At 36.4% G+C, this 23241-nt stretch carries 27 protein-coding genes, 1 tRNA gene and 1 other annotated feature; of the genes, 12 read left to right on the top strand and 16 right to left on the bottom strand.

Features of this window, described 5'->3' with window-relative positions:
• Window positions 1-83: 83 nt before the first annotated feature.
• From LLS04_RS04040 to LLS04_RS04025, 4 genes are all read right to left on the bottom strand, one after another.
• On the bottom strand, window positions 84-668 hold the full coding sequence (locus LLS04_RS04040; RefSeq protein ID WP_323612071.1) for a class I SAM-dependent methyltransferase: 585 nt from the start codon (window positions 666-668) through the stop codon (window positions 84-86).
• Window positions 669-692: 24 nt separating this feature from the next.
• Complete coding sequence (gene rplL / locus LLS04_RS04035; RefSeq protein WP_003775867.1) at window positions 693-1064, bottom strand: 50S ribosomal protein L7/L12; 372 nt, start codon at window positions 1062-1064, stop codon at window positions 693-695.
• 22 nt (window positions 1065-1086) lie between these two features.
• Window positions 1087-1659, bottom strand: a complete 573-nt coding sequence (rplJ, locus tag LLS04_RS04030) for a 50S ribosomal protein L10 (protein WP_123171976.1) — start codon at window positions 1657-1659, stop codon at window positions 1087-1089.
• Between the two features lie 35 nt (window positions 1660-1694).
• Window positions 1695-1808, bottom strand: a sequence feature (ribosomal protein L10 leader region).
• A 126-nt stretch (window positions 1809-1934) separates the two neighbouring features.
• Window positions 1935-2321 carry a helix-turn-helix domain-containing protein gene (locus tag LLS04_RS04025; protein WP_323612070.1) on the bottom strand — a complete coding sequence of 129 codons (387 nt, stop codon included), beginning with the start codon at window positions 2319-2321 and terminating at the stop codon, window positions 1935-1937.
• A 159-nt stretch (window positions 2322-2480) separates the two neighbouring features.
• Here LLS04_RS04025 and LLS04_RS04020 point away from each other — a divergent pair, with 159 nt between their 5' ends.
• Window positions 2481-3623, top strand: a complete 1143-nt coding sequence (locus tag LLS04_RS04020; protein WP_323612069.1) for a TraB/GumN family protein — start codon at window positions 2481-2483, stop codon at window positions 3621-3623.
• A gap of 32 nt (window positions 3624-3655) precedes the next feature.
• On the opposite strand, the gene LLS04_RS04015 is transcribed toward LLS04_RS04020, so the two are convergent.
• Window positions 3656-4726: an NAD/NADP octopine/nopaline dehydrogenase family protein gene (locus LLS04_RS04015; protein ID WP_323612067.1), complete on the bottom strand. Its 1071-nt coding sequence runs from the start codon at window positions 4724-4726 to the stop codon at window positions 3656-3658.
• A gap of 100 nt (window positions 4727-4826) precedes the next feature.
• A complete protein-coding gene (locus tag LLS04_RS04010) occupies window positions 4827-6017 on the bottom strand; it encodes an MFS transporter (RefSeq protein WP_323612065.1) in 1191 nt (396 codons plus the stop codon).
• Window positions 6018-6201: 184 nt separating this feature from the next.
• On the opposite strand from LLS04_RS04010, the gene LLS04_RS04005 reads away from it, so the two are divergent.
• The 4 genes from LLS04_RS04005 to LLS04_RS03990 are packed head-to-tail and all read left to right on the top strand — an operon-like array spanning window position 6202 to window position 10237.
• Window positions 6202-8127 (top strand): BglG family transcription antiterminator, encoded by a 1926-nt coding sequence (locus LLS04_RS04005; RefSeq protein WP_323612064.1) that lies wholly within the window; start codon window positions 6202-6204, stop codon window positions 8125-8127.
• A 12-nt stretch (window positions 8128-8139) separates the two neighbouring features.
• Window positions 8140-8424, top strand: a complete 285-nt coding sequence (locus LLS04_RS04000; protein WP_323612063.1) for a PTS sugar transporter subunit IIB — start codon at window positions 8140-8142, stop codon at window positions 8422-8424.
• A gap of 17 nt (window positions 8425-8441) precedes the next feature.
• Entirely contained in the window at window positions 8442-8888 is a 447-nt protein-coding gene (locus LLS04_RS03995; RefSeq protein ID WP_323612062.1) for a PTS sugar transporter subunit IIA, read from the top strand.
• Between the two features lie 2 nt (window positions 8889-8890).
• Window positions 8891-10237, top strand: a complete 1347-nt coding sequence (locus tag LLS04_RS03990) for a PTS galactitol transporter subunit IIC (protein WP_123171982.1) — start codon at window positions 8891-8893, stop codon at window positions 10235-10237.
• A 49-nt stretch (window positions 10238-10286) separates the two neighbouring features.
• Here LLS04_RS03990 and LLS04_RS03985 read toward each other — a convergent pair whose 3' ends face one another.
• The gene (locus tag LLS04_RS03985) at window positions 10287-11006 is read right to left on the bottom strand and encodes a DUF695 domain-containing protein (protein ID WP_323612059.1); all 720 of its coding nucleotides are present in this window, start codon (window positions 11004-11006) and stop codon (window positions 10287-10289) included.
• A gap of 108 nt (window positions 11007-11114) precedes the next feature.
• Window positions 11115-12017, bottom strand: a complete 903-nt coding sequence (locus LLS04_RS03980; RefSeq protein ID WP_323612057.1) for a nucleotidyltransferase family protein — start codon at window positions 12015-12017, stop codon at window positions 11115-11117.
• Between the two features lie 183 nt (window positions 12018-12200).
• Between LLS04_RS03980 and LLS04_RS03975 the strand changes: the two genes are divergently transcribed.
• Window positions 12201-12274, top strand: a tRNA-Thr gene (locus LLS04_RS03975).
• 69 nt (window positions 12275-12343) lie between these two features.
• Here the strand turns inward: LLS04_RS03975 and LLS04_RS03970 are convergent.
• On the bottom strand, window positions 12344-12913 hold the full coding sequence (locus LLS04_RS03970) for a hypothetical protein (RefSeq protein ID WP_323612053.1): 570 nt from the start codon (window positions 12911-12913) through the stop codon (window positions 12344-12346).
• A 247-nt stretch (window positions 12914-13160) separates the two neighbouring features.
• Window positions 13161-13724 (bottom strand): Imm64 family immunity protein, encoded by a 564-nt coding sequence (locus LLS04_RS03965; RefSeq protein WP_323612051.1) that lies wholly within the window; start codon window positions 13722-13724, stop codon window positions 13161-13163.
• A gap of 137 nt (window positions 13725-13861) precedes the next feature.
• Here LLS04_RS03965 and LLS04_RS03960 point away from each other — a divergent pair, with 137 nt between their 5' ends.
• The 6 genes from LLS04_RS03960 (at window position 13862) to LLS04_RS03935 (ending at window position 17705) form a co-directional block, all read left to right on the top strand.
• On the top strand, window positions 13862-14350 hold the full coding sequence (locus LLS04_RS03960) for a GNAT family N-acetyltransferase (protein ID WP_323612050.1): 489 nt from the start codon (window positions 13862-13864) through the stop codon (window positions 14348-14350).
• A gap of 91 nt (window positions 14351-14441) precedes the next feature.
• A complete protein-coding gene (locus tag LLS04_RS03955) occupies window positions 14442-15062 on the top strand; it encodes a TetR/AcrR family transcriptional regulator (RefSeq protein ID WP_013852469.1) in 621 nt (206 codons plus the stop codon).
• On the top strand, window positions 15046-15804 hold the full coding sequence (locus LLS04_RS03950) for a phosphopantothenoylcysteine decarboxylase domain-containing protein (RefSeq protein WP_323612049.1): 759 nt from the start codon (window positions 15046-15048) through the stop codon (window positions 15802-15804). The genes LLS04_RS03955 and LLS04_RS03950 overlap by 17 nt, the downstream gene beginning before the upstream one ends.
• Window positions 15801-16349, top strand: a complete 549-nt coding sequence (locus LLS04_RS03945; RefSeq protein ID WP_254007133.1) for a phosphopantothenoylcysteine decarboxylase — start codon at window positions 15801-15803, stop codon at window positions 16347-16349. Before LLS04_RS03950 ends, LLS04_RS03945 begins: the two co-directional genes overlap by 4 nt.
• On the top strand, window positions 16346-17101 hold the full coding sequence (locus LLS04_RS03940) for a type III pantothenate kinase (protein ID WP_323612048.1): 756 nt from the start codon (window positions 16346-16348) through the stop codon (window positions 17099-17101). The genes LLS04_RS03945 and LLS04_RS03940 overlap by 4 nt, the downstream gene beginning before the upstream one ends.
• Window positions 17091-17705 (top strand): ECF transporter S component, encoded by a 615-nt coding sequence (locus tag LLS04_RS03935; RefSeq protein WP_323612046.1) that lies wholly within the window; start codon window positions 17091-17093, stop codon window positions 17703-17705. Before LLS04_RS03940 ends, LLS04_RS03935 begins: the two co-directional genes overlap by 11 nt.
• 31 nt (window positions 17706-17736) lie before the next feature.
• Here LLS04_RS03935 and LLS04_RS03930 read toward each other — a convergent pair whose 3' ends face one another.
• From LLS04_RS03930 to glmM, 6 genes are all read right to left on the bottom strand, one after another.
• Window positions 17737-18312: a GNAT family N-acetyltransferase gene (locus LLS04_RS03930; protein WP_323612045.1), complete on the bottom strand. Its 576-nt coding sequence runs from the start codon at window positions 18310-18312 to the stop codon at window positions 17737-17739.
• Window positions 18313-18588: 276 nt separating this feature from the next.
• Complete coding sequence (locus LLS04_RS03925) at window positions 18589-19152, bottom strand: Maf family protein (RefSeq protein ID WP_254007129.1); 564 nt, start codon at window positions 19150-19152, stop codon at window positions 18589-18591.
• A 29-nt stretch (window positions 19153-19181) separates the two neighbouring features.
• A complete protein-coding gene (locus LLS04_RS03920) occupies window positions 19182-19907 on the bottom strand; it encodes an NYN domain-containing protein (protein WP_254007128.1) in 726 nt (241 codons plus the stop codon).
• Entirely contained in the window at window positions 19908-21242 is a 1335-nt protein-coding gene (locus LLS04_RS03915) for a sensor histidine kinase (protein ID WP_323612039.1), read from the bottom strand.
• Window positions 21239-21895, bottom strand: coding sequence for a response regulator transcription factor (locus LLS04_RS03910; protein WP_003775921.1), 657 nt, complete (start codon window positions 21893-21895; stop codon window positions 21239-21241). The genes LLS04_RS03915 and LLS04_RS03910 overlap by 4 nt, the downstream gene beginning before the upstream one ends.
• 10 nt (window positions 21896-21905) lie before the next feature.
• Window positions 21906-23228, bottom strand: coding sequence for a phosphoglucosamine mutase (glmM, locus tag LLS04_RS03905; protein WP_323612038.1), 1323 nt, complete (start codon window positions 23226-23228; stop codon window positions 21906-21908).
• Between the last annotated feature and the right edge of the window lie 13 nt (window positions 23229-23241).

Below are 23241 nucleotides of genomic sequence, written 5' to 3'. Positions count from 1 at the left end.
CTGTACTTTTTATAACAACCAAAAAAACGCGCATAAATCCACTATTATGCAATTATATATATTATCACTAATGTGGGTTACAGTCAACGCTTTGAGGCACAATAGATGTAATATCCCTTTTCTTTTTTCAATAACTCGCAATTACCAAATAATGCTTCACATTTCGCTTGCGCAGACTTTGCTCCATGTGACTTACGAATCACAAAGATAAACATCCCATCTTTGTTCAAAACATCGTAAGCATTATCAAATAAAGAATACATTTTTTCTTTTCCAACACGAATCGGCGGATTGCTGATTACAAAGTCATACAAGCCATCCAATCCATCTTGAATTTTATTAATTCCATTCACATTATATTTTTCATAGTTTATATTGGCGAGTTCAACCGAACGCGGATTAATATCTACGCCCGTCAATTCAATGTCACTAAAGAAATGCGAAAGTATAACGCCAACAACCCCGATACCACATCCAAGATCGGCAACCTTCCCTTTTAAGGGCTGATCCACACAAACCTTGAGTAGTGCTTCGGTACCGCGATCGAGACCATCTTTCGAGAAAACCCCATCATCCGAGATAACTGAAAAACTAATGTCTAAAAACCGGAAAGGGATATCTCTCCGGTTTTTATTCAAATTAGAATTGTCTGTAAAGTAATGACTCACAGAATATCCTTCTTAACGTGTTAATTATTTAACTTCTACAACTGCGCCAGCTTCAACAAGTTTAGCTTTGATTTCTTCTGCTTCTGCTGGTTTGATGTTTTCTTTAATTGCTGTTGGTGCTCCGTCAACTAATGCTTTAGCTTCCATCATACCTAAACCTGTGATGTCGCGTAATGCTTTGATAACTCCAACTTTTGAACCTGAGATTTCTTTCAAGATTACTGAAACTTCACTTGGTCCTTCTTCTTCGCCAGCGTCTGCTGCTGCTGCAACTGCAACTGGTGCTGCTGCTGAAACTCCGAATTCTTCTTCGATTGCTTTTACTAATTCATTTAATTCTAAGATTGTCATTTCCTTTAGGGAAGCGATTAGTTCTTCTGATGTTAATTTTGCCATCTTAATATTTCCTCCTATTTAATTAAGCTTCTGTAGCTTCTTCTTTTACTTCTTCTACAACAGGTGCTTCTTCAGCAACTGCTGCCTCTTCAACAACTTCTCCGCCTTCTGCACGTTGTTCAGCAACTTGTGATACAGCGTAAGCAAAGCTTCGGATTGGTGATTGGAGCATTCCAGCCAACATAGCAACCATGCCATCGTGGTTTGGTAATGCTGAGAGTTCTTTGATTTCTTCTTGGTCTACTAAGTTACCGTCAACGATACCAGCTTTAAGGATTAACTTTTTGTTCTTCTTAGCGAAGTTAGCTAATACTCGAGCAGGCGCAACAGCATCTTCTCCAAACGCAACACCGTTAGGTCCTGTTAATTCGGATTTTAAACCTTCAAAGTCTGTGCCTTCGACAGCGCGTTGGAACATTGAGTTTTTATAAACTTTAAATTCAACGTTTTCTGCACGAAGTTGACGACGTAGTTCAGTCATTTGATCTACGGTTAGTCCACGGTACTCAACAATAACTGTTGATCCGGCATTCATTACTTTATCTTGAATCTCTGCAACAACAGCTTTTTTATTTTCTAAAATTTCTGTACGCAAATGATTCACCTCCATTCGATCTCGGAAATCAAATTAAACCAAAAAAAATAAACCTATCCAAAAGACAGGTTCAAAAGTTTTATACTTTCACCTCGGTAACGTTATTAAGGTTGCCCCGTTACTGTCTTTGGTTAATTGATAACATAGTTATTTTACCAACTTTAATCGAAAAGTCAAGATTTTTATGATATAAGTGTCAGTTATTTCAAACAAATTGAAATAATATTTATAATCTTCATTGTTATATAAAATAAGCGAATGTCCGATGCATCCGCTTATTTACATTCGTCTGTGATTAAATGTGCTTTTTTTCGTAAGAACATCACCAGGTCATTAATAAGTCTAATTTTATTTTCCTCATCAAGTTCGCGAATATTTAAACCTATTTCTTGATGTGTTGCGCATAAGTTTAATACATGATAAAACGCTAAATGTAAGCTCCACTCATCAAACTCTTGCATATGCTTTGGTTTTTGACACAATAGGCACTCAACAGAAATATTCAATTCCTCACATATCTTTACGAGATTTGAAATATCGGGATTTGAAATACCTACTTCCCACTTTGCGACTGCTTGTTGGGAGTAATTTACACGTTTCGCGAGCTCACGCTGCGTTAATTTTCTTTTTAATCGTATTTTCTTTAGATTAGCGTCTAACATTGTGCTCACCCCTCGAATTGATTATAATCGACAAGAAATGAAAAAAATATATCATTCTTTTATTATATTCTTAAGTAATCTTAATGTTTAACCGTAAATTTAGATCCGGTACTATGGGTGGCATTTATAATTTGTTATGATGATGACATGAGGTATATTATGAAGACAATTAAATTTAAAGATAAAACACTGCATTTTGTATCCACTGCTCACGTATCTAAACAATCTGTTCTTGATGTTCAACAGGCAATTGAAACAATACAACCACAGGCCGTTTGCATTGAATTGGATGATAATCGTGCTCGAAATCTCATGGAATCTGATAAGTATAAAGAAATCGATATTAAACAAATTATAAAAACCAAACGGGTTGGCGCCTTTATCGCCACCTTGGTTCTTTCTTCTTATCAGAAAAAACTTGCTGATGATCTCGATACGTCCGTTGGACAAGAAATGAGACAGGCGATTGAGAGTGCTAAAGATGTTGATGCTTCAATCCATTATATTGATCGAGATGTTCAAGTAACGTTTAAGCGTATTTGGAGTAATCTCACATTTTTTAAGAAAATCTCACTTCTTTCCACACTTCTTTTTAGTGTCTTTGAAGATGATGATGTTTCCGAGGCTGATGTAGAAAATTTAAAACAGGGTGATTTGTTGTTTGAAGCAGTTCGGGAGATGGATGAAAAACTACCTGCAATCTCCAAAAGCCTTTTACATGAACGTAATGCCTATATGTCCGAAAAAATTAAGGCCCTTCCCGAGCAAGAAATCGTAATCGTTGTGGGTGCTGCACATACCGAAGGTCTTATTGAGTCCCTTAATCACGAACATTCACTATACGATTTGAATCAAATCCCCGCTAAAAAACGGTTTAATATTTCAGGATGGATTGTGCCCGGCGTTATCATCGCCTTACTTTTTGCCCTCACGCTTAAAAACCCACACATGGCGCTTAATGACCTTATCGTTTGGTTTGCACTAAGTGGTGGCCTTGCAACCTTAGGTGCCCTCTTGTGCCTAGCACACCCCCTTACAATCCTCACGACCGCACTTACCGCTTGGATTGGAACCCTTTCACCTGTTTTAGGTGTTGGCATGTTTGCAGGTCTCATGGAAGCATATCAAAGACCGCCAACCTTTGAAGACTTTGATTCCTTATCCGAACACGCAACACATCCAAAAATGTGGTATAAAAATAAAGTTTTACGAATTTTACTAATTTTTGTAATCACATCCCTGTTTAGTTCTATCGGTACATTTATCGCTGGTGGGAACATAATCGGTTCATTATTCAAATAAAAAGAGTTCAGTGCATTCGCACTGGACTCTTTTTACTCTATAACGTCTTTTATTTGCTGGATATTCATATCCTTAAGACCTAAATCTTCCATGCTTGGGCCCATTGCCCAGCAATCCTTCTCCAAAATAGAAGAACCCAAAGTCACTAAACTATCCATAATTGGTGTTTCTATATGAAGATGTGATGCTAATTTAGCCCAAGTAGCTAACCCAAAGGGAATATCTTCAGAATAATATCTTCCCTTCACATCGGCAGGTCCTTTAATCGATGCAAAACTCTCGTTTTCTGAAATTACTTTATGAAGATCATCCGATGCATTTGGACCTCCAACTCCTTTATTAACCGTTTCAGAATTATATCCGAAAGCTTCTAGAAGATGGATGCGTTCTTGATCCAAAGTTTCTGTTGTACGCACAACACACGAAGTAAATCCTTCTGTATAAAAGTAGAATTCACCTTGTGCCTTTTCAATGCGTCCAGCGTTTAGTATACATCCTGGAACATGAATAACTGGATTCAAACTGTTTAATCCACAGGCAACAACACTTTCCACAGGTTGAATGCCATCATAAAGTTCAGACAATAAATGACATACTCGCATTGTTTCTTTTGCCGGTAATACACCTACTTTAAGTGGGTTAAAGCGACTCATAATCATGACATGTCCCGGTTTGATAATTCGGGTCGCATAAGGAAGCGTATGAGCTTCTGTAAAGGCAACATTCGCCTGATTACCAACATCTTCCATGGCTTTCTTAAAGATTAAACTTCCAAATGTACCAGGAACAATGAAGACTGTTTGACCTTCCTTCAAGCATGGTGCTAGCCGATAAGCGTAATCTTTGTGAGCAAAGGCTGGTACCGCAACAATTATAATCTCCGCATCTTCGATACCTTTTTGTAAATCTGTTGTTACAGATTTAAGATTCGCAATACCATCCAAAACCCCTGTAACGTGAATTTGAAACGAATCAAAAACCGTTTGCATATGATGTTTAAATCGTGCATCTTCAATTAAGTTTACTGAAAATCCTTTAAGCGTTAAATCTGCGGCTGCAGCATGAGCGCCGTTTCCGCCACCAATTATCGCAATATTTTTCATATTCATTCCTCCTATTACCTATAATTATAGAACCCATTAATCAATGTGTTCTTAAAATGTAATAAGAGGCATCGTATGTGTAACGATGCCTCTTATTATTTTATTTTTTTTCTGGTTTTAATAGAATTATAAATGACAGGATAAAGATAACGCCTGCAAACATAAAGGTTGATGAGGGTGAAATCGTATAAATTAAACTTGTTAGTAATGCACCGAAAATTTTCCCAAGCATTAAAAGTGAGTTATAAAGACCGGCAAGTTGATTTCCTTCCTCAACACTGTGTTTATTTGAGATAACTGAATTTTGAAGAATTGGAATCATTACTGTATACATTCCAAACCATGCAAGTGCAAAACCAACAAAAGGTTTTGATGTCTGGCTAAAACTTACAATGATCGCAAGCGAACCCATCGCAATAAACACTGTTTTTAAAAGCCCAAGCTCAACCCCTTGTTTTTTACGATTACGACGACGAATCAGAATCACATTCAACACAACCGCAAACAATCCCGTAATGGCTTTAATAATCCCATTTTGACTGGGTACGAAGTTAAAAATATCTTTAATATAATAATTAAAACTTTGATCAAATAATGTCGTACCAACGGAAGACGTGAAGGTCACAATCAATAAGATTAAGACAACATCTTTCATTAAATGACGTGATGACTGAAGAACTTTTAACGGATTCGAGTTGCGAATCATGGACCATTCCATTTTTTCTTCAATTTTCTCATGACTTCCTAAGATTAAATAAAACATAATTCCTAAAACAATTTGGAATACCGCTTGAATTACAAACGTTAAGCGTACGGATACATCACCCAGATAACCGCCAATAAAGAAACCAAGGGCAGCACCAACACTCACAATAATCGAAGATATCGTAATGTAATGAGATTGACGATCCTCAGGTGCTTCATTCACAACATAACTCATCAGTCCAACTTGGAATCCCCCCGCAAAGATACCACTGAGTAATCTCGCAAAATAGATACTGTATCGATTTAATGCATAACCAAATAACAGTTGCGCAATAGCATATCCAATCGATGAAATCATTAAAATACGCGTTTTCTTCATTCCATTTGCGACATTTGACCAAACAAGCGCAAATATAAAATTCGTTAAACACATCGCCGCAAAGGATAAACCAAAAACATGCGGAGGTAAATCCAATGATTTTAATAAGGTTGGTGTTACAGGGTGTCCTAAATTCATCCCTATCGTTAAGAGTAAATTCAACACCACAAATATACTCATCTTATTTTTTTCAATCAATAACTTCACAACATTCCTCCACTAAATCTTCTTTGGTCATTATATCATAAGGCCTCCCGAATTCTTACCAACTCGCCTTTCACTATGTCGTTACCTAACCGACTTACATCATTATGCATGTCTGTTGACAAAGGACAAACACGAACTGCACACTATATAGAATAAAGTAAACTATGAATGAGAGGTGATGTTGATGGAATTAACACAAAGACAAAATAGTATTCTTTTGTTGATAATCAATGCTCATGATGCGATTACCAGCGATGATATTGCAACTGAACTGAATATATCGAGCAAAACGGTTCAACGGGAAGTTCAAGCAATCGATAGCATCCTAAAAAAACGCAGCATGGCAATCACCTCCTTACGCGGTAAAGGCTATCTTATTGACGACTCATTTAAAAACGAAATGTGGAAAACGTATTTCTATAACGATGAGTTTGATAATAGCGTATTACCGAATGTAAGACAATCTCGGGTTGAATGGATTATTCGTAAAATTGCGAATGGAACTTTGAATGGTACTTATTTTACATTAGAGGCCCTTGCCGACAATTTATTTATAAGTTTATCAACACTTAAAAGAGATCTGGTCAGCGTAAGACGAATTCTAAGGGAATATCATATCTTCCTTGAAAACGATTATAAACGTGGTTTAGTCCTAACAGGTGATGAAAACAGCATTCGTCGCCTCATTAACGATTACCTTGTGTTGGAAAAATCGACCATTGATATCAACCGAATCATCGGTCAAAACACACCGCGTATGGATATTATTGAACGCATTATTGTAACATGCATTCAAAAGTATCAACTGCATCTTACAGACATTGGGTTTAAGAATCTTTCGATTCACATTGAAATTGCTTTAACACGTATTGAACAAGGTAAGCTCGGTCTAAGTAACACAACCACATCAATTAATAGCGATTCAAATGCTTATTTATGTGCTGAAGCCTTAGCGGGAATGCTGGAAGAGGCATTAACCCTTAAAATTCCAAAAAGTGAAATCATAAATATTTATATCCATTTAAGTTCTCAGAAAAAACTCCATACAGATGTTGATAACATTAACTCTGAGTCTCATCGCAATTTACAAATCCTCAATGAAGCCCTCGATGACATTTATAGAATTTACGGTAGTGATTTCCGTCATGATGAAATTCTTAAACAAGGATTGATGACCCATTTAGAAAGTGCTCTAAAACGTATTGAACTTGGACTTTCAATTCGCAATGAATTGTTGGATGAGATCGAGAAGAATTATCCATTCGAAATACAAATTGCGAAGGTTCTTGCGTTTCACTTTTTAAAAACAAACGCTATAGCATTCAATTTAGATGAAGTTGGTTTCCTCGCACTTCATTTCTGCGGTGCTCGCGAGCGAGCCCGACAAGACGAAAAGAGTGAGACAACACGCGCAATTGTTGTATGCACTACAGGAGTCGGTACCGCTATGTTGCTTAAAGCAAAATTGGAGTCACAGTTTGGCGATGCACTTGAAATTAAAAAAGTCAGTGCTCTTTATCAACTTGATAAGCACGATATGGACGATGTGGATTTACTCATTTCCACAGTTCACATCGATCGTAATTTAGGGGTTCCTACAGTTGTCGTTTCCGCAATTGTTACAGATCGAGATATCGCGCATATTAAGCGATATATTAAAGGCAATCCTTCAAATTCGCATTCGGTCGCTGATTTATTCGACGAAAAACTTTTTATCGCAAATCCTGATACGCAAACACCTCAAGAACTTCTTGAATTGATGAGCCAGAAAGCCCTCAATCTTGGCTATATCGATAAAGCGTGTCAAGAATCAATTATAGAACGCGAAGTGCTTGGTTCTACTGAAGTCGGTAACCTCGTTTGTATCCCTCACAATATCGAAGGTTCTGTATATCGACCCTCCATCGTGGTATGTGTTCTCGATAAACCCATCCCGTGGAAATATGATCGCGTTCAACTTATTCTCATGATTCTCATTGATCAAGACCATCGCACACATTATTCCGATTTATTCGCGGAACTCTATGCAGAAATTGACCATCAATATAAAGTGTCAAACATTATTAAAAATAAGAATATTGCTTATATGAAATCGCTCTTTATTGAGTAGGAAAGGTATTTTATGAAAACTATTATTGTAGCATGTGGATCAGGTATCGCAACAAGCACTGTTGCCACATCAAAACTTAAAGCAGGACTTGAAGCAAAAGGCCTCCTTGATCAAGTTAAATTTATTCAAACTTCTCTAGCTGAATTACCGTCCATCGCATCCGATCAAGATGTGATCGTAACTATAGCTCAAGGTGGAGAAGGTTATGGTATTCCCGTTGTATCAGGTCTATCCCTCTTAACAGGCATGGGCGCTCAAGCAACAATCGATAACGTAATTGAAATCCTTGGCTTATAGAAAACGTGGTGATTGCAGTGTTTAATGAAGATTTAGTATTTTTAGATTTAGAAGTATCATCTCAAGATGAGTTGTTTGATGTAATGAATCAACACCTCAAATATCTTGGATATGTTAATGAAGCGTATTTAAATGCTCTTAAGGAACGTGAAGCAACTTATCCTACTGGACTCGCAGCACCTGTATGCAGCGTCGCAATTCCCCATGTAGATTCAAGTTACATTCATAAACCAGGTATTGCATTTGTACGTGTATCACAACCGATTTCATATAAAGAAATGGTCACCGATAATGATCTTGAAGTAAAACTATTCTTTTTCTTACTTGTGAAAAACAAAGAGGAACAAGTTCAAATTTTAAGTAAACTTATGGGTACATTCTCGGATGATGATTTTTTAAATCAATTATTACAAGGAAAATCGAAAACGGAAATTTTAGATATTTTAACTAAAGGAGTAGCATAGTCATGTCAATTTTAAATTTTATTGTTGATCTTGGTCCTGCCGTAATGATGCCAATTATCTTTACCATCTTTGCGTTAGCACTTGGGGTTAAATTTAGTAAAGCATTCAAATCAGGATTAATGGTTGGAATTGGTTTTATTGGATTAAATATCGTAATTGAGTTATTAACAAAAAACTTGGAACCTGCTGCAAAGCAAATGGTTGCGAATTTCGGTCTTAACTTAACAGTTCTTGATGTTGGTTGGCCGGCTGCAAGTGCTATTGCATTTGGTTCAGCTGTTGGAGTATTAATTATTCCTGTTGGTATTTTAGTTAACATTCTTATGTTATCAACCAAAACAACAAAAACAGTTAATGTTGATATTTGGAACTTCTGGCATTTTGCCTTTACTGGTTCTCTTGTATTTATGATTACCAATGATTTAATTGTCAGTCTTTTAATGGCAGCATTTAATATGGTGATTATTATGGTTATTGGAGACCGTACTGCACCGCTTGTTGAAAAACAACTTGGTTTACCCGGCATTTCAATTCCACATGCATTTACCGCATCTTTTGCACCAATCGCATATGTTTTAAATGCAATTATCGATAAGATTCCTGGTATTAATAAAATTAAGCTTGATGAAAAAGCATTCCAGAAAAAATTTGGTATGTTTGGTGATCCAGCAATTCTTGGTACATTTGTTGGGATTTTATTAGGTCTTGTTGCTGGTTATGATTTCAAAGGCATTACAAACCTGGCAATTGTTATGGCCGCAGTTCTTGTCTTAACACCTAAAATGTCCGCAATTCTTATGGAAGGTTTAATGCCTATTAGTGAAGCAGTTCAAGCTAAAATTCAAAAGAAATATGGCGAAAACTCAAATCTTCTTATTGGACTTGATTCAGCTGTTGGTGTTGGTAATCCCGTTACCCTTACGATTTCACTTGTAATGGTTCCAATTACAATCATTCTTGCCTTTATTATTCCTGGTAACCAATTCTTGCCTTTCGCAAGTCTTGCAGGTTTACCATTTATGTTTGTTTTAATTGCACCGCTTTGTGGTGGAGACTTCTTCCGTACTCTAATCGTTGGAATCTTTACCGTATCCATTGGTCTTTTAATCGGTACAAACATTGCGCCAATCTTTACTGAAGCTGCGAAAGCAGCCAACTTTGCAATCCCTGGTGGTTCCGCATTGATTTCAAGTATTGATTATGGTAGTTCATGGTTACCATTTATGATGGTAAAACTTGTTGAGTATAAATGGGTCGGTGTTGCTATTGCCGGTGCGATCTCAGCAGTTCTTATGGTTTGGAACCGTAAGTTAATTCTTAAAGAACAAGCAATCAAAGATCAAGCATAGTCTTAGAAAAAAGGATTGAAATCGGTATTTATGCCGACTCAATCCTTTTTTATTTGTGTACGTTACACTTCCAACCTTCGTAATATCCGTTATATTGATTGGTTAGCGTTACGATGTGTTGTGATATGCCATTCATTATGGGTAATGTCGGCACAATCGAGGCAATCATACGTGTTTGGATCATGCCATCTTCCCGTGGTTCAAAGGTGATGCTATCGGTAAATCCTTCGAAATGTTGTCTAAACTGTTGTGCATCTTCAAGTCGTTCAAAAACTGTTAATACCTCTACATCCCGTTCTACTTCAAATCGTTCACCTTCGTTTGCAAGATTCATACAAAGATTTTGATTATAGATGATAGCCATTTGAAATTCATTTGGGTACAGTACACTTTTGTAGATTTCAAAATCATCATGTTCACGAACAATGACTCCGATGACTTCTTGAGGGAAATGTTCTTTGAGGGTGGATTCAAAGGCTATACAATCTCTGGATACAAAGAAATAGTCACAAACATCATTACCTGTGATAGCACCTATAAAATGAATATCCATAGGACTTAAGAGATCGGTTATAGCGACCTCAAATGTATTCAAGGTATCAAAAGCCACTTCTGTTGGAAATCCGTTGTCTCGCCCCTTATATGGCTTTCTCACGACATAGAGATGGGGATAATCTACCTCGAAAACAAGTGCATTAAGATCCACACGAACACTGTGTGGTTTTTCATCCATTGTTAGGGGATAAAATTGAAAATTTGATTCATACATAACATTAACCTACCTTTATGATTCTATAATACGACAGCTTTACAATTAATTCCACCGTGTACCTTTCAAGCAATAAAAAAGCTACGATAATTCGTAGCCTTTCGTAAATTATTTATCCCAAAGTTTTTCTGGGTAAGTACCATCTTCTTGGAACTTCGCAAACTGCGCAAGAACCATTGGTTTATCTTCTTGATATGTAACACCAAACCAACGATCGGGTGTATCTAAAATTTTAACCGATAATTTACCGTCATTGATTAAAGATCCTACATCGTTGGGTAGAAGTGCTTCTGATTTCATAGGGTTCTTCGCAACATCTTCTTTTAAGAATGTTTCAAATTTTGATTCCATTAAATCAAAGATTGCAGGTGTAAAGCCCCAGAAGTTCATTGAAACTTGTGTTCCATCAGGAATTAAGGTTTCATCAGGTCCACCGACAACACCTTTATCTGTACGTTTAATGCCATCTGTTTCCACAATATCTGTTAAGAAACCATCAACATTCTTACATACACCACGTGTTACCGTACCGTTATCTGTGATTGTATTGTCCACAATGTATCCCATCATTGCAGCCTGTTGATCTGTAACATCTTCATTTAAGAAACGTGCCATTTCCACAAAAGCAGCTTTTCCGTAATAGTCATCTGCATTGATAATCATAAAAGGTCCCGATACATGGTTACGTGCAGCAAGCAGCGCATGTGTTGTTCCCCAAGGTTTTTCACGGCCTTCAACCCCTTCAAACCACGTTGGAACATCACTTGTACTTTGGAAAGCATATTCCACATTAATAAACGGTCTAATCTTACCAACAAGTTCTGCTTCAAAAATTGCTTCATGTTCCTCACGAATAATTAATACAAGTTTATTAAATCCTGCTTGAATTGCATCATAGATTGAAAAGTCGATGATTGCCTCGCCATTTTTTCCGAATTTGTCAATTTGTTTTAATCCACCGTAACGGCTTCCCATTCCGGCAGCTAATATTACTAAAGTTAAATCCTTCATACTTGCCTCCTATTTTTTAACATTGTACCACAGTTATACCGCTTTCATCAGTAAAAGTTACTTCTAAAAATTAGTAAAGCATTACTAAATAATGGTTATTCTTAACTAAACAATTATTCCACCAAGATTATTTAAAATAGTATTTGATTTTTTGAATTACATTGAGTATTATAGTAATGCAATGCCGCCATAGTTCAATGGTAAAATAGAGCAATGGTAATGCTCAGTTCCGAGTTCGATTCTCGGTGGCGGCACCATTAAAATTAAAACAAAGCACGTATTGGTTAATCTTTGACCACTACGTGCTTTTTATTTTTTTATTGTGATTATGATGATGGTCGTTCAAGAATCAAGGCTGAATTAAGTTTTAGATACTCCCCGTCCTTAACATAAATCGTAACTGTATCCGTAAAATTATTATTCTCAAGAATATCGTTGACATTATGATCAGACGATGTTGTGATTTCATAATAACCACTTAATTCAGTTTTTAATTTATACGTTCCAGCTTCTAAATGTTCCCCAATCTTATACATGCCATCTGCTTGAGGCTTGAGTTCTGGCGACGCTATATAAGGATATATAAGTGCTCTTGAAACCTCAATTACTTCATTCTCATTTAAAGTGATAATTGAATTCCCTTTAAAATTATCGTTGCTCTTAATCTGTGATGAATTTTGATTTCTTATTTCAAAATAGCCTTCTTGATCCGTAAGAAGCATATATTCTCCTGGATCTAAATCTGTTCCCACAATATAGTTTCCACTCTCATATGGAAATTCTTGAGGACTCTCACCCGCATCAAATGTAACTAAGTAATATAGACATGCGCATGCAACAATTAATACGAAAATACTAAGAATAATTCTTCTTTTAATTTTTTTAGTTTCTTTCATGGACATCTCCTCCCAAACAGTACTAAGCATACTTCTTTTATCCTTTAAATACTGCCCTTTTCTTGTCCATATTGGATAAAAACCTATAAAGATGCTACGATTCGTGATACCTTTAACAGTTTCCTACTTACAGCTGCTTGCAGTTTTCTTTATTTGAGAAATAGAATCGAATCAAACACATATTTATTAAGTTAAAATTTTATTATTTCATAAAAAAAACAGATCTTAAAGACCTGTTTTTCATTGTTTAATGGGACCCTCTTAAGGTAAAACCATCAAGATACCATTCTGCATAGACTGTATTGCGGTCATTCATTTTGAAAAGTGCATAGGGTTGATGACCCACTTCGAGTAAGCGTTCTTTTGAATAGAGATATTCTGCTTCATTGTCACAGAATAAGTACTCGTACTCCACATTACGATCAATAATCTCAAAAACTTTAGTCATTAATTGAGTTGCTGATTCTAAATGTTCTACACTCTTTTCAGGTAGCAGATGTTCTTCCACAATATCAAATTTTACGACCAATGCATCCGTTTCATTGGTGATACTCATGCGTGTTTCCACATCCTTGTTTCCAATCTTAAATTCGATATCAGCGTAAGATGTTCGGTAAGCAAGTTTTTCGATTGTTGTATAGATATTTCCATCCACAGTTTCGGTAATCCAATCGTGATAGTCACCGTCTTTAGGATGTGTAATTTCCATTTTAGTTTTATAACTGTCCACAAGATCCAGGAAATTTTCAATTTGTCCAATTGTTTTATCTGAGGCTTCAAGTACAATACCAAGTCCTATAATTGTATTCATCGTATCCTCCTTTAAAGTACAACAAATATACAATACCTGCTCCTTTATGTAAAGACACACGCGCATTTGAATTTTCCATAAACATTCACCAAGTGCCTGCCTAGCACATGTTAGACTGTTTTAAAGGAGGGGTAAATATGAATACAAAAAATCAACCTGCTTTTATACACTTATCAGAAACTTTACATCTTGTGAAATTTGATGTCTTATCGGATGAAGCGCGATCATGGATGGAAAATGAGGATTTGATGTTTGCTCTACGCGGAGATCGGATGATCTTTTCTGATCAAGAAGTTGCGTCTTATTATACAAATCTCGCTGAGAATGGCGAACTTTATTATATTGAAATTCTAAACGGAGATACCTTTCATCAATGCGGAAGTGTCGCACTGATAGGAAATCAAATAAAAATTATTGTTGATCCGAGATATCAAAACCAACATATTGGAACTGCCGCGGTGGAAGGTTTGTTATTTCGCGCTACGGTATTAGGAATCCCACAAATTTATGCGCAAGTAAGAAACCACAACACCTTTTCATTAAAGTTGTTTCAAAACCTTGGTTTCAAGATTATTGATGAAGCCGATCACGTCATCACAATGTGTTGTGATACCAAGCCATTTTAATGGCTTTTTTATTTACACTTGACTTAATGACATCTGTGTCATAAAATAAATTTAGAAAAATGACACAAGTGTCATTAAGTGAGGTGTTTCAATGACTCGTGTTTCAAATGAAGCCATGCGTAAAGCTAAATATGAACTTATTCTCGAAAAAGCACGTCTTGTCTTCTGTCGTAAGGGGTATGCAGGTGTTACGATGAAAGATATTATCGAGGAATGTGAAATTAGTCGTGGGGGAATATACCTATATTTCAGCTCAATAGAAGAAATTTTTAAAGACGTCGTCTTGTCACGAGAGCGTCGTAAATTTGAAGGCATACGTGATTCAGTCCATCAGAATGTTGATTTTTTGGAATTGTTGGATGCTTATTTCTTAACACAGAAGAAGCGACTGCTTAATATGAGCGAGAGTTTGTTGCGAGCAATGTACGAGTATCATTTTACTCATAAATCGGAAGCAGATTTTGCTTTTAGAGAAGCTCAGGTTGATAATATTCGAAATACACTTGAAGAGATGTTATCTCTAGGTGTTAAACAGAACTATGTCGTGAACCCTAATATTGATGCACTCCGTGATCATATGATGTTTATGATCGAGGGTTTAAGTGTCTATTCACTTTTAGGGGGACTTACTGAAGCCAATGTAGATGAGCAGTTTAAACAACTGCGCGCAATGATTCTAGCAAAGGATGTCTCTTATGAAAACAAATTATAACGTTTGTATCACATCGGGAGGAACTTCTGAACCCATAGATACAGTTCGACGCATCACCAATACTTCTACAGGTCGTCTAGGAAGTAAAATTGCAGATGCTTTTATTGAAGCCGGTGCGAATGTTTATTATGTTTATGCCAAAGGCAGTGCTCTTCCGAGTTTAGCCTGTAGACAGTATGAGGTCGATACGGTAGATTCCGTTTCGAGAGTTCTTACACTACTTTTTGATTCTGTTTCTTTTGATGTCATGATTCACGCAATGGCAATCAGTGATTATGAGGTTGACACAATCTCTTCACTTGAGGCCATGTCCGCAAGCATTCATACGCTATTAGCGAAAACATCTAAACCGTCTAAAGAGGAAATTAAACAAGCGTTACTGGATTCAAAAGAACCAACACGTTCGAAGATTTCGTCTGCGAATAAAGATCTTGTTTTGACCTTGAAACAAACCCCTAAGGTCATCAATCAACTTAAAACAAAACAACCAAATGTCTTTCTAGTCGGATTTAAATTATTATCCAATACAAATTTAGAATCACTGAAGAACGCAGCCTTTTCTCAAATTAGCCAAGCCGGAAGTGATCTTGTCGTGGCGAATCGTTTAGAAGATATTCACCACAGTGAACACATTGCTTACTTTATTGATCAAACAGGTTTGATTCACCAAGCGCATACCAAGGAAGAGATTGCTTCTTCACTTGTACAAATACTCTATAAAAAGAGTCAGGAGTCGATATGAAAACAATTCTATTAGGTGTTAGTGGTAGTATTTCAGCTTATAAATCTGCTGATTTAGCCAATGAACTCACAAAAAGAGGTTATACGGTTCATGTGATTATGACCCATTCTGCACAAGCATTTATTACCCCACTTACATTGCAATCACTGACTAAAAATCCTGTTCATTATAATGTCTTAAATGAGGATGATCCAAATAAAATCATGCACATTGATTTAGTTAAGTCTGCAGACTTGCTTCTGATAGCACCTGCAACTGCGAACATCATTGCGAAGATTGCACATGGCATTGCGGATGATATGTTGTCGACAACTACATTGGCGGTCCATGGTATTCCTAGACTTATTGCTCCCGCAATGAATACTTATATGTATGAAAATGAAGCAACAACCGATAATTTAGACATCCTACGGAAACGAGGGTGGATTGAGGTTGAGCCACGAAGTTCCTTATTAGCATGTGGAGATTATGGTAAAGGCGCACTAGCAGAAATTGAAACAATACTCGCGTATGTTGATTCGGCTTTAGAAGGAGTTACAGCATGATTTGTGTAATTAATATCGGTAATACCAATACTGCATTTGGATTTGGGGATAACGATTTGATTGATCAGTTTACAATCCCAACTCATGCGTACCAAACCCAAAATGATTTTTTAAAGTATTTCGAAGTTCAAAATCGACACGAACACATCGATGCTTGTGTTATCGCATCCGTTAGGCCTGATAAGACACAATTAATTAAATGTTCGATGGATTCTTATTTCAAGCTAAATGCGAAAGTATTAGATCACGGTGATGATTTTGAGATAGACTTTTCTCTTTACCCTTACGGCAAGCTGGGAATGGACCGTATTATCGCTCTGTACGCCGCAAAAGAACTTTACGGAGGAAACATTGCAGTTTTTGATTTAGGGACTGCCACAACGGTTAATGTGCTCTCTGACAATCAATTTAAAGGTGGCGCCATTATGCCTGGTGTTCGTCTTGGCTTAAGTGTCCTTGGAGAAAAAACAGGTCTTCTACCAACCATTAATCTTAATGATACGCCCCATTATCTCGGATTAAATACCGAACAAAATATATTATCTGGAGCTATATTTGGCACTGCATCCGTTTTAAAAAACTATCGCGAACTTATATCCCAAGACTATCCGAATACCACGTTTGTTGTTACGGGTGGAAATTCGAAAGCAATTTTACCCTTATGTAATGCTCCATGGAATTTTCAACCCGACTTATTACTACAAGGTCTACTAACATGGTGGACACAAAAAGGACGTACTTATGAAAGCTAAAAAGAAAACTTTAAACTACACACTCTTTACCCTCTTTGCCGCAATTATTATCTTACTCTCAATAACGCCCCTTGGTTTTATACATCTTGGTTTTATCAAGGCTACAATTGTTCACATTCCAGTTATTATCGGATCAATTATCTTAGGACCAACAGCAGGCGCTGGATTAGGATTAATTTTTGGTATAAACTCAATCATCAATAATACCATCAGCCCATCCATACTATCCTTTGCATTCTCGCCACTGGTTCCCGTTATCGGAACGACTTCAGGAAGTCCGTTTGCATTAATAATTGCACTCCTTCCTCGAATATTGGTAGGGATCGTTCCTTACTATATTGTAGAAAGTCAATTCATTAAAAAAAACTCAATTCGCCTTGGTCTAGCTGGTTTTATCGGTTCAATGACGAATACAATTTTAGTTATGAGCCTCATCTATTTACTCTTTAAAGATGCTTATGGATCCGCACGCGGTATAGAAGGTTTAGCTGTCACTAAAGCAATTCTTAGTGTAATCATTTTTAACGGGATTCCAGAAGCGATTGTATCCACTCTAATTACCATTCCCATTACAAAAGCACTCTATAAAGTACGCAGGAAATAAAAAGAATCTCGAGCTGATCGAGATTCTTTTTTTATTCGATGTATAATTTTGTGTACTTTTCTAATAATGATTTTGGTAAGGTAAATCCATACATTTCTTTAATTTTGAATCCAACATCTACATTTTCAACGTCTTTACCAATTGGAAGATATAATAAATTATAGATAACACCATAGGCTTCCCAAGTATATTCAGTGATTATAGAGTCATTTTGTTCGTAAAAACCAATACGTTTTGTGCGAGTGATGCGATCTTCTTCTGTCTCAGCCTTATCCGGTCTTTCACTCTCAATCAATAATCCATCAACATCAAGGGTTCCTCGTATTTTTTGTAAGAACAGTGTCCCAATCCCTTGACCACGTCTGGCTTGCGTCACAGCATAGTAATCAAGGAGCGCAACGCGTCCTTCTTCATCAGTTATAAAGTTTGCGTAAGCAAGAAGTACATCATCTTCAACCATAACTAAAACAGAGTAACGTCCATCCCTAAACATTCTTTTTATACTGTGTAATGATCTTAATTCATCATCTGGGAAATCATTGACCATAAAATTGTTGTAGATGGGAATGAACGCCTCATAATTTAATTCCTTTATTTCGTAATCCACAATAACACCTTCTACTTTCATTCTCTATCTATATCATGACATATTGAGACAAATAAGCAAATGCGAAAAAAAATAACGTTTTATACGCTATTTTATCTAAAATAAAAGATGCCCCACGCACCTTTTATTCCTTCATTTGAAAGGCATGATAGTTTTGCTACCAATAGTTATTACTCCCTTACAATACCTTAAGATATTGAAATTTAGGTTAAATATGGAACAAAACTTATAATTTTTGATATAAAATGCATAAAAAAAACGAATTGCTTCGTTTTTTTACCACTCGTTGTGGATTAATTCTTGATTTACTCGAGAAATTGGTAGACCCATTACAGAATAGAAGTCACCAACAATTTCTTTCACAAATACAGAGCCAAACCCTTGTATACTGTAACTACCAGCTTTATCTAACGGTTCTTTGGTTGCAACATAAGCATCGATTTCTGCTTCTGTTAGTTCAAAGAATTCAACTTCAGTTTTAACTGAGAATACACGTTTGCATTCTGATGATACAAGACATACACCTGTAATGACGTCATGTTTTGATCCAGATAATTTCATTAAAGTATCTTTTGCGTCTTCTTCATTTTTAGGTTTCCCTAGAACTTCTCCGTTGAACACAACTACGGTATCTGATCCTAGGACAACACAATCTTGATAGTTCTCAAAAACACTCAATGCTTTTTCTTCAGATATTCTTTCTATTTGTTCTTCCACAGTAAGCGATGAATCAAGGGTCTCATCACTTGTCGGTGATACAACATTAAAAGCCACCCCAAGTTTCGTTACTAATTCTCGTCTTCTTGGTGATTGACTCGCTAAAACTAATTTCTTATGCATACAAATCCTCTTTTCACTTACATTATAAACTATTTGTTTCGGATGTACACATGTTTAACATTACTATTTGGAATCCGTCTTTCATCGATGTCGAATTGTCCTAATGCTTTGATCAGCGGTGTTAATTGATAATATCCATAGTTTCGCGGATCAAAATCCGGTTGTTTTTTCATAATTAAATTTCCTAAATCACCCATAAATACATAACCATTATCATCTGCGAGGTCATTAACTGAGGATGCAATGAGTTGGTGCAACTTATTCTTTTTGTCTACAGAGAGTTTTGTTTTGGAGTCGACATTTTCAGTTTCGACAAGATCGATAATTTCAATATAAATAAACTTGTCACAGGATGCGATAAAAGCGCTTGGAGTCTTCTGTTCGCCAATTCCGATGACATACTTCCCTGCTTCCCTTAAACGCACTGCAAGGCGCGTAAAATCACTGTCTGAAGAGACAATACAGAATGATTCAACATTTCCTTCATACAGAATATCCATCGCATCAATAATCATTGCGGAATCTGATGAGTTTTTTCCAGTTGTATAAGAGTATTGTTGGATGGGAGTGATTGCATGTTCCAGCAAATGACTTTTCCATCCTGAAGCAGTTTGTTTTGTCCAATCACCGTAGATTCTTTTTACTGTAGGTGTACCATAACGAGCAACTTCTCGTAATACGCCCCCAATATTAGCATATGGAACGTTTTCTGCATCAATTAATACTGCAATTCGTGAATCAATTTTTTGTTTCATTTAAATTCCTGCCTTTCTAATTTCAAATATAACGCCTTCGTCAACGTTTGAAGCACTTACTGAATAACCATAATTCGTTGCGACTTTATTAACGATTGAGAGTCCCAGTCCAAATTGACCACCCTCACCTTTTTCATAAGCATTAAAAATCTGTTCTGTTCTATTTTCATTGATTATCGATCCATCATTATATACCGATAGGTAATTATCTTTTAATGTGATAATAATCTTTGTCTTAGCGTATCGTAAAGAATTATCGAGAAGATTCTCAACAACAACCCGCCACGGCTCCTCTGTACCAAAAAATACATTGTGTTCTTCGGCATTTAGAATTAGTTCGATTTCTGGTCTTATTTGACTTGAAGAAACTATTACCGACTCTATCGTTTCTTTCAACTCTATATTACTATTCTGATCGATTTGTTCATGAGTCATGTAATCCATTCGATTCAACATCAATAGATTATAAACTTTCTTCTCTAAACGATCTGCATGTTGAATAATGACATCAACTGACTTCTCAAGCGTCTCGTAAGGATAAACACCATCTTTGATCGCTTCACTGTACGATTTAATCGTCGCTATCGGTGTTTTAAGATCATGTGATATGTTTTGAATCATTTCTTCTTTAACACGCTCTTGGCGCTTCAATTCCTCGTTCATCTCAACTAACACATCTGCCAGCTCACCAATTTCATCATGACGTTCAATATTTAATTCTGCATCTTCGTTTCGCTTTATTTTCTCAATATACGCACGGATTTGGTTTAATGGATGAATAATATAACTAACCCAAACAAGTAATAATAAGAAAACAACACCAATAATTATCAAAATCATATTAATAACATTGTTTAATAATAACGATTTAAATTCGTTCTGATAATTTCTAGAAATTAAAGTTGCAATACTCGCTTGTTTATCCGGGATATTTGTAATGGTATAAAGACTGCTATCTTTAAATCGGTAGTTAATGCTTTGTTCGAGCTCCACTGCATCCATTTGAATCTTAACTTGTTTTAGTAAATCCACATTGATGAGACTTAAACCATTTGATTTTATACTACCGTCTTTATTTCGAATAACATGGATAATATTCGGATCATTTGCTCCATATAAATCGACATCATCCAACCCACGTTTATAGTTATAAATAACATTCTGTTGTGTTCGATGGATTAAGTCGTACATTTGCTTATCAACAAACTTATCGATATTTAAAGATAATGCTCCAAAAAAGAATACTAAAAAGAAAGCAAAGGTAAAAACAACAATTGCAATTAATTGCTGTGTTAACGATAGCTTTCTTATAAACTCACGAATATTTCTCATCATCCAAGACGATATCCGAATCCGTATATTGTTTGTATATTAAGACCAGGCATTTTTTTTCGAAGACGTCTTAAGGTATCATCTACAACTCGATCCGACCCAAAATAATTGGTTTCCCAAACATGAACTAAAATCTGTTCACGCGTAAAGGCAACACCTCTATTTTTGACGAAAAGCATTAAGAGATCAAACTCTTTTGTTGTAAGTTCAAGTTCATAGCCATCTTTGCTCGCTTTACGCTGTTTCTCATCAATGACATAACCATCAACTTCCGTTTGAAGGTCTTGATTATAAGAACGCTTAATAATGTTATTAACCCGCAGCACTAATTCTTTTGGTGAGAAAGGTTTCGTAATATAATCATCACTACCCTTTTCCAAACCAATAATTCGATCAAATTCTTTATCTCGTGCAGACATAAAGATTACCGGAGTTGCAGGCGAATGCATTTTAATGCGTTCAATCAAGTCAAAACCACTCTTATCATCAAGCATAATATCCAAAATCCAAAGATGAACATCGTCATCCTGAACATGGGCATTCGCTTCATCATATGTGTAATAAGAGCGGACTTCATAACCAGCGTTTTCTAAATAACTCTTTACAAGTTCATTTAAATCTTTTTCATCTTCTACAATACTGATCACATATTTCATATTATCACCCTTACTCAATGTTATTGATTACATTAATCATATCATTGACATAGTGTTCACACAAATCATCTGTTTGTGCTTCTACCATGACGCGGACAAGCGGTTCTGTACCTGACGGTCTAAGAAGTAATCGCCCTTCATCACCCAATTCGCGATGAATGCGATTCTCAGCTTCTTTTACAGCGTCATGATTCATAACTGCTTGTTTATCATTAACAGGAACATTTTGAAGTAGTTGCGGGAATCGAATACATTCCGAACCGAGTTCTGCTAGTGTTTTTCCAGCTTTTGATGCTATTTCTGCAATAACAAGTGCAGTCAACACGCCATCACCTGTCGTCGCATAATCCTTCAGTATAATATGTCCAGATTGTTCTCCACCAAGTTTGTAATCATTCTCATTCATTGATGCGTAAACATGTTTATCACCAACATCTGTTGTAATTACATTCAAACCTGATTTTTGACAGGATTTCAAGAATCCTAAATTAGCCATGACGGTTGATACAATCGTATCTTCTTTAAGTTGCTTTTCCGATTTGAAGAAACGACCAAGAATAAACAAGATTTCGTCACCATCAACCATCTCGCCTTTATGATTTACTGCAAGACAGCGATCTGCGTCACCATCAAATGCAAATCCCATATCTGCACCCATTTCAACTACTTTTGCTTGAAGTGACTCCGGATGTGTTGAACCACACTCAGTATTAATATTGCGTCCATCAGGATTGTTATTCATAACTGTCACACAAGCACCTAAATCTTTAAAGAGACGTTCAGCGGAAGAAACAGCCGAGCCATTTGCCGTATCGAGGACGACGTTTAAACCATCAAAACGCACATCGATTAGAGATTCAAGATATTGAATGTATGTTTCCAATCCTTCCGGAAATTCCACAACACGTCCAATTTCATTACTGTGCGCAACATCGATGGATATTTCACCATCAATGTACGCTTCAATTTTCTCTTCTAGATCTGCAGATATTTTCATACCTGTCGAAGCAAAGCATTTTAAGCCATTATCGTAGTAAGGATTATGACTCGCGGAAATCATTACACCACCTGCGAACCCTTCGTTTTTAACTGCGTATGCAAGTGCTGGAGTAGCACAAACACCAAGTAGATATACATCAGCACCCATAGATGTTGCTCCTGCAGCAATTGCACTTGCAAACATACCTGAAGAAAGTCGTGTGTCTTGTCCAACTACAATCTTCTCACCTCTAAACGAGTAACCTAAGTATTGTCCCACTTTAATTGCAATATCCAAACTTAGAGCATCATTCGCTTTACCGCGAAGTCCGTCCGTTCCAAAATACTTACCCATAAATACTTACCTC

The sequence above is a fragment of the Erysipelothrix enhydrae genome, assembly GCF_035066605.1.
Classification (GTDB): domain Bacteria; phylum Bacillota_I; class Bacilli_A; order Erysipelotrichales; family Erysipelotrichaceae; genus Erysipelothrix; species Erysipelothrix amsterdamensis.
This window is presented reverse-complemented; position numbering and strand designations above follow the sequence as displayed.

Excerpts from the sequence above, each read along its gene's own strand:
- rplL (WP_003775867.1), bottom strand. The coding sequence starts at position 1,064 with ATGGCAAAATTAACATCAGAAGAACTAATCGCTTCCCTAAAGGAAATG.
- LLS04_RS04025 (WP_323612070.1), bottom strand. The coding sequence starts at position 2,321 with ATGTTAGACGCTAATCTAAAGAAAATACGATTAAAAAGAAAATTAACG.
- LLS04_RS04020 (WP_323612069.1), top strand. The coding sequence starts at position 2,481 with ATGAAGACAATTAAATTTAAAGATAAAACACTGCATTTTGTATCCACT.
- LLS04_RS04015 (WP_323612067.1), bottom strand. The coding sequence starts at position 4,726 with ATGAAAAATATTGCGATAATTGGTGGCGGAAACGGCGCTCATGCTGCA.
- LLS04_RS04005 (WP_323612064.1), top strand. The coding sequence starts at position 6,202 with ATGGAATTAACACAAAGACAAAATAGTATTCTTTTGTTGATAATCAAT.
- LLS04_RS04000 (WP_323612063.1), top strand. The coding sequence starts at position 8,140 with ATGAAAACTATTATTGTAGCATGTGGATCAGGTATCGCAACAAGCACT.
- LLS04_RS03990 (WP_123171982.1), top strand. The coding sequence starts at position 8,891 with ATGTCAATTTTAAATTTTATTGTTGATCTTGGTCCTGCCGTAATGATG.
- LLS04_RS03985 (WP_323612059.1), bottom strand. The coding sequence starts at position 11,006 with ATGTATGAATCAAATTTTCAATTTTATCCCCTAACAATGGATGAAAAA.
- LLS04_RS03980 (WP_323612057.1), bottom strand. The coding sequence starts at position 12,017 with ATGAAGGATTTAACTTTAGTAATATTAGCTGCCGGAATGGGAAGCCGT.
- LLS04_RS03970 (WP_323612053.1), bottom strand. The coding sequence starts at position 12,913 with ATGAAAGAAACTAAAAAAATTAAAAGAAGAATTATTCTTAGTATTTTC.
- LLS04_RS03965 (WP_323612051.1), bottom strand. The coding sequence starts at position 13,724 with ATGAATACAATTATAGGACTTGGTATTGTACTTGAAGCCTCAGATAAA.
- LLS04_RS03960 (WP_323612050.1), top strand. The coding sequence starts at position 13,862 with ATGAATACAAAAAATCAACCTGCTTTTATACACTTATCAGAAACTTTA.
- LLS04_RS03955 (WP_013852469.1), top strand. The coding sequence starts at position 14,442 with ATGACTCGTGTTTCAAATGAAGCCATGCGTAAAGCTAAATATGAACTT.
- LLS04_RS03950 (WP_323612049.1), top strand. The coding sequence starts at position 15,046 with ATGAAAACAAATTATAACGTTTGTATCACATCGGGAGGAACTTCTGAA.
- LLS04_RS03945 (WP_254007133.1), top strand. The coding sequence starts at position 15,801 with ATGAAAACAATTCTATTAGGTGTTAGTGGTAGTATTTCAGCTTATAAA.
- LLS04_RS03940 (WP_323612048.1), top strand. The coding sequence starts at position 16,346 with ATGATTTGTGTAATTAATATCGGTAATACCAATACTGCATTTGGATTT.
- LLS04_RS03935 (WP_323612046.1), top strand. The coding sequence starts at position 17,091 with ATGAAAGCTAAAAAGAAAACTTTAAACTACACACTCTTTACCCTCTTT.
- LLS04_RS03925 (WP_254007129.1), bottom strand. The coding sequence starts at position 19,152 with ATGCATAAGAAATTAGTTTTAGCGAGTCAATCACCAAGAAGACGAGAA.
- LLS04_RS03920 (WP_254007128.1), bottom strand. The coding sequence starts at position 19,907 with ATGAAACAAAAAATTGATTCACGAATTGCAGTATTAATTGATGCAGAA.
- LLS04_RS03915 (WP_323612039.1), bottom strand. The coding sequence starts at position 21,242 with ATGATGAGAAATATTCGTGAGTTTATAAGAAAGCTATCGTTAACACAG.
- LLS04_RS03910 (WP_003775921.1), bottom strand. The coding sequence starts at position 21,895 with ATGAAATATGTGATCAGTATTGTAGAAGATGAAAAAGATTTAAATGAA.
- glmM (WP_323612038.1), bottom strand. The coding sequence starts at position 23,228 with ATGGGTAAGTATTTTGGAACGGACGGACTTCGCGGTAAAGCGAATGAT.